We start from the raw sequence: 11,736 nt of genomic DNA on the forward strand, positions 1-11,736 counted from the left end.
CTGCAGGGGGGACCCTGTGGGAGAGTAGGACGCCGCCGAACTAATATTGAAGAAAACCCCCGTACCGGGATACCGGTACGGGGGTTTTCTGCGTTTATGGTGACTTTTCGCAGCGGCTTCTTTGATTGCAGTGGGCCCCTCGGATCGAGGGGCCCTTTTTTGTTGTGCGGTCAGAGCCGGCCGGCTGCCTTGAGGGCCAGATAGGCGTCGGCGAGAGCCGGGGCGAGGTCTTCCGGGGGAGCATCGACGACGGTGACACCGTGGCGTTGCAGCTGTTCCGCGGTGCGATGGCGTTCCGCCTGGGCTTGAGCCGCGGACGCAGCCGCGTACACCGCCTCGGGATTTCCCCTCGACGCCGCCATTCGGGCGACGTACGGATCTGCCACGGAGGCCACCAGGACCGTATGCCGCTGGGTGAGGCGTGAGAGCACGGGAAGGAGGCCCTCCTCGATGGGGGCCGCGTCGAGGCTCGTCAGCAGGACGATCAAGGAACGGCGAGGGGCCGTGCGCAGCGCTGTGGCGGTGAGGCCCCGTGCGTCGGTCTCGACGAGTTCCGGTTCCAGGGTCGACATCGTGTTGACCAGGGAAGGGAGGAGCTCGCCGGACGCGCGGCCCTGGACGAGCGCACGAACACGGCGGTCGTATGCGAGGAGGTCCACGCGGTCGCCGGCGCGGGACGCCAGGGCCGCGAGCAGGAGGGCCGCGTCCATGGAGGCGTCCAGGCGCGGTGCGTCGCCGACACGGCCGGCGGAGGTGCGGCCGGTGTCGAGGACCAGAAGGATGTGCCGGTCGCGTTCGGGGCGCCAGGTGCGGACGGCGACCGTGGAATGGCGGGCCGTGGCGCGCCAGTCGATGGAACGGGTGTCGTCGCCGGGGACGTATGCGCGAAGGCTGTCGAACTCCGTGCCTTCGCCGCGGGTCAGCACGCTGGTGCGACCGTCGAGTTCGCGGAGCCGGGCCAGTTTGGACGGCAGATGCTTGCGGCTGGTGAAGGGAGGCAGGACGCGCACGGTCCACGGGACCTGGTGGCTGCCCTGTCGCGCGTAGAGACCGAGAGGACCGTACGAGCGGATCGTGATGCGGTCGGCCTGGCGGTCACCACGTCGGGTGGGGCGCAGACGGGTCGTCAGACGGCGTCGCTCGCCGGGCGGGACGGTGAGGCGGTGACGCGAGGCGGCCGTCTCGGTGCCAGGCTCCCAGCTGCTCGGCGGCCATGCGTCACGGAGGCGGGCACGCAAGGGGCGACCGGACGGGTTGGTGACGGTGAGCGTGACGTCAGCTGTCTCGCCGAGGCGTACGGAGGTGTCGCCCGAGCGGGTCAGGCCGAGACGCCGTACGGGTGCCGCCAGTACGGCGTCGCAGGCGCAGGCCAGGGCCAGCGGGGCGTTCACGGCGAGGATGCCCCACCAGCTCGGCTCCAGGATGCCGACGGGCAGTGAGCCGATGGCCGCCAGGAGGGCGGTGCGTCCGGTGAGTGCCATCAGCGGGGGACGGGGACGTGGGCGAGGATCGCGTTGATGACGGAGTCGGCCGTGACGCCCTCCATCTCCGCTTCGGGGCGCAGTTGGATGCGGTGGCGGAGGGTGGGCAGGGCCAGGGCCTTCACGTCGTCGGGGATGACGTAGTCGCGGCCGGTCAGCCAGGCCCAGGCACGGGCGGTGGCGAGGAGGGCGGTCGCACCACGGGGGGACACACCGAGGGTGAGGGACGGCGACTCGCGGGTGGCGCGGCAGATGTCCACCACGTAGCCGGTGATCTCGGGGGAGACGGCGGTCTTGGCGACGGCGGTCCGCGCGGCTTCCAGGTCCGCGGGCCCCGCCACGGGGCGTACGCCGGCGGCGCGCAGGTCGCGCGGGTTGAAGCCCTCGGCGTGACGGGTGAGGACGTCGATCTCGTCCTGGCGCGACGGGAGAGGGATCGTCAGTTTGAGGAGGAAGCGGTCCAGTTGGGCTTCGGGGAGAGGGTAGGTGCCCTCGTACTCGACGGGGTTCTGGGTCGCGGCGACGAGGAACGGGTCGGGGAGCGGGCGCGGGGTGCCGTCGACCGTGACCTGGCGCTCCTCCATCGCTTCGAGGAGGGACGACTGTGTCTTGGGCGGGGTGCGGTTGATCTCGTCGGCCAGGAGGAGGTTGGTGAAGACCGGGCCGGGTTGGAAGGAGAACTCGGCGGTGCGGGCGTCGTAGACCAGGGAGCCGGTGACGTCGCTGGGCATCAGGTCCGGCGTGAACTGGACCCGCTTGGTGTCGAGGTCGAGTGCGGATGCCAGGGCGCGGACGAGCAACGTTTTGGCGACCCCGGGGACTCCCTCAAGGAGAACGTGTCCGCGGCAGAGGAGGGCGACGACGAGACCGGTCACGGCGGGGTCCTGGCCGACCACGGCTTTGGCGATCTCGGCCCGCAGGGATTCCAGGGAGGTGCGGGCGGTGCCCGGATCCCCGGTGTACCCGGCGTTGTCAGTGGTCGGGTCCATCATGAACGGCGTACCTCTCTTTCGAGGGCGTCGAGTTGGTCGGCGAGGGAGACGAGGGCCGCGTCGTCGTGGGGCGGCGGCCCGAAGAGGAGGGGGTGCAGGGTCTGGCCGTCGCCCTGGAGGTGGGCGGACAGGGCGGGGAGCAGGGCTTCGGGCGCGTGTGCCTGCGCGGGGGGCACGCCCACGAGGGGGGCGAGGCGGGTGCGCGTGGTGGAGCGCAGGGCCGCCGCGGCACGGTCGCGGGCGTCGGCCTTGCGATAGAGGCGGGCGCGGCCTTCGACGGTTTCGGAGGCGCGGATCGCGACGGGGAGTCGTTCGAGCACGAGGGGGCCCAGTCGTCGTGCCCGCCAGAGGGCGGCCAGGGCTGCCGCGATGAAGAGTTGCAGCGTGCCCCACAGCCAGCCTGAGGGGAGCAGGTCGAAGAAACCCTGGTCGCCGGTGTCGGTGGCCGAGTCGTCGGAGAGCGAGGGGAGGTACCAGACCAAGTGGGAGCGGGAACCGAGCAGTTGGAGGGCGAGCGAGGCGTTGCCCTGCTCGTCCAGGCGATCGTTGTAGAAGATGTCGGGGGCGCCGAGGACGACGGTGTCGCCGTTCCCGGAAGCCGCCGGGATGCGCAGCAACGTGGGCAGGCCGTCGCTGGGGTAGCACCTGTCGGCGTCGGGGGCGGGTGTGGTGTATCGGACGCCGCCCGTGTCGGCGCTGCCCGCTCGTCCGGCCGCGGGCAGGGCGCAGTCGGGGGAGAGCGTCGAGTCGAAACTGACCGCGGGGTCGGCGCTGACCTGGGGGGCCAGGGTGCCGACGGAGGGCGATCCCGGGGAGACGAGGACGGTGCGGCCGCCGGAGTTCGCTGTCGCCGCGTGCAGGAGCCTCTGCTGACGTTCGGTCAGCAGGTCGGGGGCGGCGATCAGGAGCGTGGTGTCGGCATCGGCCGCGGCCCGGGCCTCGTCCAGGGTGGTGACCACGCGCGTGGAGACACCCCGGTCGGCGAGGAGTTCGGCGACGGCGCGACTGCCGTAGGGATCGGCGGAGCGCGGATCGAGGCGGCCGTGTCGGGCGTCCGAGCGGACCACGGCGATCGCGATCGCGGCGGCCAACAGGAGCACGGCGGCGAGCAGGATGCCCCGGCCGCGTGTCCACACCTGGCGGGCGGTGGGCGAGACCGAGGTGGACGGGAGGGTGGCCTCCGTCATGAGGCGGCCCCCTGGCGGTCGTTGTGGGCCGTGCTCTGCGCGTTGCTGGTGAGGACGGGCTTGGTGCGTTCCAGCTCGCCGTCGAGTTCGGTGAGACGGTGGTACGCGCGCGTGTCGGCGGCCCTGCCGCCGTATGTGACGTCGTCGAAGTCCCGGGCCGCGGTGCGCAGTCGGTCTGTGTGGGCCGGCAGGACGCGGCTCGCCTCCGCGGCGGCCTCGTCCGCGGTGCGGCCGGGACGCGGTTCGAGGAGGGCGCGTTCCTCCAGGGAGCGGACGATGGCGCGCATCCGTTCCTGGACGGCCTGGTTCCAGTGGCCCTGGGCGGCGTGCGCATCGGCGGCGGCCCGGTGCTCCGCGGCGCTCTTGGGGCGGTCGTCGAAGAGCGTGGCGGACGACGTGGGGGTGCGGCGGGGGGTGCCCAGGCGCCACCACAGGGCGGCCACGACCGCGACCACCGCCAGCAGGATGACGACCAGTCCGAGTGCTCCGCCGGGTGTCGCGGAGGAGGCGGCACTGAACAGTTCGTCGACCCACTTCCAGAAGGCGTTCAGGGCGCGCTGGACCAGGCTGGGGTCGTTCTCGTGGTACATCCGCTTGGACAGCTCGCGTCTGGCCGCCTCCCGCGCGGGATCGCGAGGCGTCGTCACCGGTGGTTCGTCGCCGCGCGGCAGCGCGAGGACGCCGGCGGCGCCGGTGTGCGGCAGCGCGAGCACCGCAGTGAGAACTCCCCCCGCCGGGCTCACCGCATCAGCTCCCCGAAGTGGTGCCGGTCGAGCCGCCGTAGTTCTCGACGCCGGCGGCGCGGGCCAGGTCGAGGTCGAGGGCTTCGCGGCGGATGCGCTGGTCGATGTAGAGGAGGACGGTGACGCCGGCCGTGATCGGGAAGGTCAGCATGGACCCGATCACCGAGCCGATGCCGCTGACGATGAGGAACGTCCAGCCGAGGTCGCCGCCGCTGCTGTCGAGGAAGCTGCTCATGCCGTCGCCGCTGAGCGCGGCGGCGAGGATCGCGAAGGGGATCACGACGATCGACGCCACGATGTTCGCGATGATCGTGGCGAGCAGCTGGATGCCGAAGACCCGCCACCAGGAGCCGCGCACGAGCTTCGAGGAGCGGCGCATCGACTTCACGATGCTCTGCTTCTCCAGCATCAGGGCGGGAGAGGCGAGGGAGAAGCGGATCATCAGCCAGAGGGCGACGACACCCATGCCGAGTCCGCCGAGGACGGCGAGTGCGGCACCCGCGTCACCCGCGCCGGCCAGGGCGGCGAGCAGACCGGGCAGCGTGCCGACGCCGACGACCACGAGGGCGATGAGCGGCAGCAGGAAGGTCAGGCCGAACAGCTTCGGCAGCTGAGGGCGGGCGTCGTGCCACGCCTCGGCCGTCGTCACCGACTTGCCGAGGACCGCGCGGCTGGTCACGGACGTGAGCAGCGCCGTGGCGACGATGGTGCCGAGCAGCGTGATGAGCAGGACGACACCGGAGCTCAGCAGGGTGTCGCCGAGGGCGCGGCTCAGCTCGCCGACCGTGGCGCTCGGGTCGTTGAGGACGTCCGTGTCGGTGTTGTCGTCCAGGACGAAGCCCTGGAGCAGGATGACCGCGATCTGGGTGATTACGGCGACGGCGAGCGAGATGCCGAGGACGGTGCGCCAGTAGGTGCGCATCGTGGAGACCGCGCCGTCGAGGATCTCGCCGACGCCGAGGGGGCGCAGCGGGATCACGCCGGGCTTGGCGGCGGGGGGCGGACCGCCCCAGTTGCCTCCCCAGCCGGCGGGACCGCCGGGGCCGCCGGCTCCACGGCCGGGGCCTCCCCAGCCGCCGTACCCGCCGCCCTGGCCTCCGTGGCCGCCGGTTCCGGCGGGGGGCCGTCCGCCCCAGCCCTGCGCGGGCGACGGTGGCGGAGGTGGGGCCTGGCCTGGGCCCTGCGGGCTGGGAGCGGACCACTGGCCGGGCGGGGGCTGCTCCTTGGACCACTTCGAGGGCTGCTCCGGCTGGTCCGTGCCGCCTTGGTCCGAGGGCCTGTCCGTGGGCTGCGTGGTGCCGGAGGAATCCGGCTCCTGCCCGTCGGAGGGGGCAGATCCGGGCGAGGCCCAGCCCGGAGTGTCGTTCATCGTCGCTCCTTCACGGTGCCCGTCCGCGGTCGCGGCGGCAGCTTGGCAGCCATCGTGCCACGGTGCGCTCGGCCAGGGACCGGCCGCCGTATGGGCTGCACACCTTCAATTGTCCGCCCGGTACGGGGCAGACTGGGCGGATGGCTGATCAGTACGCGCAATCCCGCGAGGACAGCGGGTCGACGGAGATACCCGTGATCCGCTGGGACGAGCCCCCCGAAGGCCCCGTACTGGTGCTTCTCGACCAGACGAGACTGCCGGCCGAAGAAGTCGAGCTGGTGTGCACCGACGCGCCCGCCCTGGTGGAGGCGATCCGCACGCTCGCTGTGCGCGGGGCGCCGCTGCTCGGCATCGCCGGGGCCTACGGCGTCGCGCTCGCCGCCGTACGCGGCTTCGACGTGGACGAGGCCGCCGCGGCGCTTGCCGGGGCGCGGCCCACGGCGGTGAACCTCGCCGTCGGTGTGCGCCGGGCCCAGGCCGCGTACCGGGCAGCGCTCGTCGGCGGCGGTGATCAGGAGCAGGCCGCGGCGGCGGCGCTCGCCGCGGCGCGGGCGCTGCACCGGGAGGACGCCGAGGCCAGCGCACGGATGGCCGGGCACGGGCTGGCGCTGCTCGACGAGCTGCTGCCGGGCGGCGGCCACCGGATCCTGACGCACTGCAACACCGGTGCGCTGGTGTCGGGTGGGGAGGGCACGGCGTTCGCGGTGGCGCTCGCGGCGCACCGGACAGGGAAGCTGCGACGGCTGTGGGTGGACGAAACGCGTCCGTTGCTGCAAGGTGCTCGCCTGACGGCGTACGAGGCGGCGCGCAACGAGATGGCGTACACCTTGCTCACGGACAACGCGGCGGGGTCGCTGTTCGCGGCGGGCGAGGTGGACGCGGTACTGATCGGTGCCGACCGGATCGCGGCCGACGGTTCGGTGGCGAACAAGGTGGGGAGCTATCCGCTCGCGGTGCTGGCGCGATATCACCATGTGCCGTTCATCGTGGTGGCGCCGCTGACGACGGTGGATCCGGACACCCCGGACGGAGCATCCATCGAGGTCGAGCAGCGCGCCGGTCATGAAGTGACCGAGGTCACAGCACCGCAGGTGCCGGTGGCGGGAGTGGAAGCGGGAGGCGGGATGCCGGTGGCACCTCTGGGGACCCAGGCGTACAACCCGGCGTTCGACGTGACACCGCCCGAGTTGGTGACGGCGATCGTCACCGAAGAGGGCGTCGTGTCGCCCGTGACGGCTGAGGCGCTTGCCGAGCTGTGTGACAGGTCACGCCAGGTAACGATTTAGTTAATGGGATGATGTCGTTTATGAAGGGACGAGTCCTTGTCGTCGATGACGACACCGCACTGGCCGAGATGCTCGGCATCGTGTTGCGTGGCGAAGGTTTTGAGCCGTCTTTCGTAGCCGACGGCGACAAGGCGCTGGCCGCTTTCCGTGAGACCAAGCCCGATCTGGTGCTTCTGGACCTGATGCTGCCCGGCCGGGACGGCATCGAGGTGTGCCGCCTGATCAGGGCGGAGTCCGGGGTGCCGATCGTGATGCTCACGGCGAAGAGCGACACCGTCGATGTCGTGGTCGGCCTCGAGTCGGGTGCCGACGACTACATCGTGAAGCCGTTCAAGCCGAAGGAGCTGGTGGCGCGGATCCGGGCGCGGCTGCGCCGTTCGGAGGAGCCGGCGCCCGAGCAGCTGGCCATCGGTGACCTCGTCATCGATGTCGCCGGTCACTCTGTGAAGCGGGACGGCCAGTCGATCGCGCTGACGCCGCTGGAGTTCGATCTCCTGGTGGCGCTGGCCCGCAAGCCGTGGCAGGTGTTCACCCGCGAGGTCCTGCTGGAGCAGGTGTGGGGCTACCGCCACGCGGCGGACACCCGCCTGGTCAACGTGCACGTACAGCGGCTGCGCTCCAAGGTCGAGAAGGACCCGGAGCGGCCGGAGATCGTGGTGACCGTCCGTGGTGTCGGTTACAAGGCCGGACCGAGCTGACATGTCCCGGGACAGTGCCGCTTCGGCGCCCGGCGAGTCGGGGGTCCGTTCGGGGCGGCCTGTCGGCCGGAAGATGACGGGCTCAGGCTGGGGACGGTTCATGGAGGGCGGGCTGCTGCAGGGCGGAGTCCAGGGCAGCCCGGTCCTCCGGTTGTTCATGCGCTGGGTGCGTCGTCCGCTGCTGCCCGTGATGCGGCTGTGGCGGCGCAACATCCAGCTCAAGATCGTCGTCACGACGCTGCTGATGTCGCTCGGAGTCGTGCTGCTGCTCGGCTTCGTCGTCATCGGACAGGTCCGCAACGGCCTGCTGGACGCCAAGGTGAAGGCGTCGCAGAGCCAGGCCACGGGCGGTTTCTCGGTGGCCAAGCAGAAGGCCGACGCCGCGGTGACGGCCGACGGTGACGACGGTTCGAGTGCGGACGGCCGTCCGTCGAAGAACGTCGGTCAGTGGATGAGCGACCTCGTGGTGTCCCTGTCCAGTGGTGGCCAGGGCGCCTTCGACGTGGTGACGCTCAGCTCCAGCGCGGCCGGCGGCGGAGCGGGACTGGGCCCGCGTTACTCGGGCGACGTCGATCCGACGGTGAGCGTGCCGGCGTCCCTGCGCGAGCGGCTGGACAGCAACACGCTCGCGGCCCAGAGCTACACGCGAGTCGTCTACAAGGACGGCAGGCCGTCGCAGCCCGCGTTGGTCATCGGCAAGCAGGTCAACGACCCGAACGGAGACCCGTACCAGCTCTACTACCTCTTCCCGCTGACGCAGGAGGAGAAGTCACTGAGCCTGGTCAAGGGGACGCTGGCCACGGCCGGTCTGTTCGTCGTGGTGCTCCTCGGGGCGATCGCGTGGCTCGTGGTGCGCCAGGTCGTCACGCCGGTGCGGATGGCCGCCGGGATCGCCGAGCGGCTGTCCGCGGGGCGCCTCCAGGAACGTATGAAGGTCACCGGCGAGGACGACATCGCACGCCTGGGTGAAGCCTTCAACAAGATGGCGCAGAACCTGCAGCTGAAGATCCAGCAGTTGGAGGACCTGTCGCGGATGCAGCGGCGGTTCGTGTCCGACGTGTCGCACGAGCTGCGTACGCCGCTGACCACCGTCCGGATGGCGGCCGACGTCATCCACGAGGCGCGGGTGGACTTCGACCCGGTGACGGCGAGGTCCGCGGAGCTGCTGGCCGACCAGCTGGACCGGTTCGAGTCGCTGCTCGCGGACCTGCTGGAGATCAGCCGGTTCGACGCGGGCGCGGCGGCGCTGGAGGCCGAGCCGATAGACCTCAGGGAGGTCGTCCGCCGCGTGGTCAGCGGTGCCGAGCCGCTCGCCGAGCGCAAGGGCACGCACATACGCGTCGTCGGCGACCTGCAGCCGGTGGTCGCCGAGGCGGACGCCCGGCGTGTGGAACGGGTGCTGCGCAACCTCGTCGTCAACGCTGTGGAGCACGGCGACGGCAAGGACGTGATCGTCAAGCTCGCCTCGGCGGGCGGGGCGGTCGCGATCGCCGTCCGCGACTACGGCGTCGGGCTCAAGCCCGGCGAGGCGACCCGGGTCTTCAGCCGCTTCTGGCGGGCCGACCCGGCACGCGCGCGTACCACCGGCGGAACGGGCCTCGGACTGTCCATCGCCCTTGAGGACGCGCGGCTGCACGGCGGCTGGCTCCAGGCGTGGGGCGAGCCGGGCGGCGGTTCGCAGTTCCGGCTGACACTGCCGCGGACCGCGGACGAACCGCTCAGGGGGTCGCCGATACCGCTGGAACCCAAGGACTCGCGGCGCAACCGGGGACTCAACGACGCAGGTCTGCCGCTCGGCGGCAGCGGCAAGCTGGCCACGGTGCCGGTGCAGCAGCAGGCGGGCGGGAGCGCGTCGTCCGCGGCACCGTCGCGGGGCCCGATAGTGCCGCGCATGGCCGGGGCGTCGCCCACGGCCGACCCGACGGCGCTGCCGGGCAGCGGCTCACGGGTGGTGCCGAGGCCGTCCGGATCGGTGCGGCGTCAGGACGACGTGCCGACGGACGGTGAGCGGACCGGGCAGGAGCGGGGGCGGGACGGCGCAGAGCCGGAGGAACTCGGGCATGGGGAGGCATTTCGTGGGCGTTGACCGCGAGGGGAGCGGTGGTCGTCGACGTCCGGTTCGGGTGGGGGCGTACGCCTGCTGTGGTGCCCTGCTGCTGGCCGGGTGCGCGTCGATGCCGGACAGCGGGGACCTGCGCGGCGTCGAGTCCACGCCGAGGCAGGACTCGCAGGTCCGCGTCTACGCGATGCCGCCCAGGGACGACGCCCAGCCCGCGGAGATCGTGCAGGGCTTCCTCGAGGCGCTGACGAGCGACGACGCGAAGTACGAGACGGCGCGCAAGTACCTGACGGAGAGCGCCGGCAAGGCGTGGGACCCGTACCGGTCCACGACCGTACTCACGGACGCGCCGAACCCCGAGTCGGGCAACGCCGGAAACCGTGACGGCGCCGACGGCAACTCCCTGTACCGGCTCAGCGGCAGCAAGGTCGCCACGGTGGACGGGCAGCACGCGTACGCGCCCGACTCCGGCACCTACAGCAAGACGGTGCACCTCACGCGGCTGAAGGACACCAAGCAGTGGCGCATCGACGGGCTGCCGCAGGGCGTGGTGATGGGCAAGTCCGACTTCCAGCGCAACTACGTGTCGATCAACAAGTACTACTACACGTCGAACTCGAACTCGGGGGCCGGCGGCCCGCTGGGGACCGTCGCCGACCCGGTCTACGTGCGCGAGCAGGTGGACCCGATGACCCAGATGGTCCGGGCGCTCCTGAAGGGCCCCACGCGCTGGCTGGACCCGGTCGTCAGGTCGAGCTTCCCTTCGGGCACGGAGCTGAAGAAGGGCGTCAAGTCGCTGTCGCCCGACGACCGCAACAGGGTCACCGTTCCGCTGAACCACAAGGCGGATCATGTCGGACGGTCCCAGTGCACCAGGATGGCCGCCCAACTCCTTTTCACCTTCCAGGACCTGACGCCCACCGGTGTGGACGAGGTGGAGCTGCAGAAGTCGGACGGATCGCAGCTGTGCGTGCTCACGGAGAACCAGGCCGGGACCGTCGCCTCGCACGGTACGGGGCACCGCCCCGAGTACCAGTACTTCATCGACGACAAGCAGCGGCTCGTGCGGATGCCCAACGGCGACAAGAAGCCCGAGCCGGTGCCGGGCGCGCTCGGCGAGGGCGACAAGAAGCTGCGGGCGGCGGCGGTGTCGCGGGACGAGAGCAGCGCGGCCGGGGTGTCGACGGACGGGAGTTCCCTGTACGTCGGGTCGCTCGTGTCGGGCGGTTCGCTCGGTGAGGCCGTGCTGCACAGCGCGGGCCGCACGGAGGACGACCGGCTGACGACGCCCAGCTGGGACGGACGGGGCGACCTGTGGGTGGCCGACCGGGACCCGAAGAAGCCCCGGCTGCTTCTGCTGCGCAAGGGCGAGGGCGAGCCGCTGACGGTCGAGACACCGAGCCTCGACGGGCGCATCGAGGCGGTGCGCGTGGCCGCCGACGGGGTGCGGATCGCGTTGATCGTCGAGAAGGACGGGAAGAGCTCGCTGCAGATCGGACGCATCGTCCGGGACACCAGCGGCGACCAGCCCACCGTGTCGATCCTCGAACCCCGCTCGGTTGCGCCTCAGCTGGAGGAGGTCACGGCGATGTCGTGGGCCGGGGACAGCCGGCTCGTGGTCATCGGACGCGAGCAGGACGGCGTCCAGCAGATGCGGTACGTCCAGGTCGACGGCTCCGCCCCGGTCGGCACTGCGCCCTCGACGCTGACGGGCGTCAAGGAGATCGCCGCGTCCGAGGACGAGCGGCTGCCGCTGGTGGCGCACTCGGAGGAGGACGGCATCGTGCGGCTCTCTTCCGGGGAGCAGTGGCAGAAGGTCGTCAAGGACGGGACGGCGCCGGTCTATCCCGGATAGGGGTCCCCGCCGCCGCCGCCGCCGCCGCCGCCGCCGCCGCCGCCCGCCGCCCGCCGCCCGCCGCCC

At 71.7% G+C, this 11,736-nt stretch carries 9 protein-coding genes; 4 read left to right on the top strand and 5 right to left on the bottom strand.

Annotated elements, in window-relative coordinates; all coding sequences use genetic code 11:
* Positions 1 to 170: 170 nt before the first annotated feature.
* The 5 genes from ABEB03_RS43885 to ABEB03_RS43905 are packed head-to-tail and all read right to left on the bottom strand — an operon-like array spanning position 171 to position 5,772.
* On the bottom strand, positions 171 to 1,481 hold the full coding sequence (locus ABEB03_RS43885) for a DUF58 domain-containing protein (protein ID WP_345658712.1): 1,311 nt from the start codon (positions 1,479 to 1,481) through the stop codon (positions 171 to 173).
* A complete protein-coding gene (locus ABEB03_RS43890) occupies positions 1,481 to 2,470 on the bottom strand; it encodes an AAA family ATPase (protein ID WP_345658713.1) in 990 nt (329 codons plus the stop codon). Before ABEB03_RS43890 ends, ABEB03_RS43885 begins: the two co-directional genes overlap by 1 nt.
* Positions 2,470 to 3,660, bottom strand: coding sequence for a DUF4350 domain-containing protein (locus ABEB03_RS43895; RefSeq protein ID WP_345658714.1), 1,191 nt, complete (start codon positions 3,658 to 3,660; stop codon positions 2,470 to 2,472). Before ABEB03_RS43895 ends, ABEB03_RS43890 begins: the two co-directional genes overlap by 1 nt.
* Complete coding sequence (locus ABEB03_RS43900; RefSeq protein ID WP_345658715.1) at positions 3,657 to 4,373, bottom strand: DUF4129 domain-containing protein; 717 nt, start codon at positions 4,371 to 4,373, stop codon at positions 3,657 to 3,659. Before ABEB03_RS43900 ends, ABEB03_RS43895 begins: the two co-directional genes overlap by 4 nt.
* Before the next feature lie 34 nt (positions 4,374 to 4,407).
* Positions 4,408 to 5,772, bottom strand: a complete 1,365-nt coding sequence (locus ABEB03_RS43905) for a glycerophosphoryl diester phosphodiesterase membrane domain-containing protein (protein ID WP_345658716.1) — start codon at positions 5,770 to 5,772, stop codon at positions 4,408 to 4,410.
* A 140-nt stretch (positions 5,773 to 5,912) separates the two neighbouring features.
* Between ABEB03_RS43905 and mtnA the strand changes: the two genes are divergently transcribed.
* The 4 genes from mtnA to ABEB03_RS43925 are packed head-to-tail and all read left to right on the top strand — an operon-like array spanning position 5,913 to position 11,670.
* A complete protein-coding gene (gene mtnA, locus ABEB03_RS43910) occupies positions 5,913 to 7,058 on the top strand; it encodes an S-methyl-5-thioribose-1-phosphate isomerase (RefSeq protein ID WP_345658719.1) in 1,146 nt (381 codons plus the stop codon).
* A gap of 8 nt (positions 7,059 to 7,066) precedes the next feature.
* Entirely contained in the window at positions 7,067 to 7,756 is a 690-nt protein-coding gene (gene mtrA / locus ABEB03_RS43915; RefSeq protein ID WP_015659998.1) for a two-component system response regulator MtrA, read from the top strand.
* A 1-nt stretch (position 7,757) separates the two neighbouring features.
* Entirely contained in the window at positions 7,758 to 9,842 is a 2,085-nt protein-coding gene (gene mtrB / locus ABEB03_RS43920) for an MtrAB system histidine kinase MtrB (protein ID WP_345658717.1), read from the top strand.
* The gene (locus ABEB03_RS43925; RefSeq protein WP_345658718.1) at positions 9,817 to 11,670 is read left to right on the top strand and encodes an LpqB family beta-propeller domain-containing protein; all 1,854 of its coding nucleotides are present in this window, start codon (positions 9,817 to 9,819) and stop codon (positions 11,668 to 11,670) included. The genes mtrB and ABEB03_RS43925 overlap by 26 nt, the downstream gene beginning before the upstream one ends.
* Positions 11,671 to 11,736: the final 66 nt, after the last annotated feature.

Origin of the sequence: Streptomyces siamensis (assembly GCF_039543605.1) — a bacterium.
GTDB lineage: Bacteria > Actinomycetota > Actinomycetes > Streptomycetales > Streptomycetaceae > Streptomyces > Streptomyces siamensis.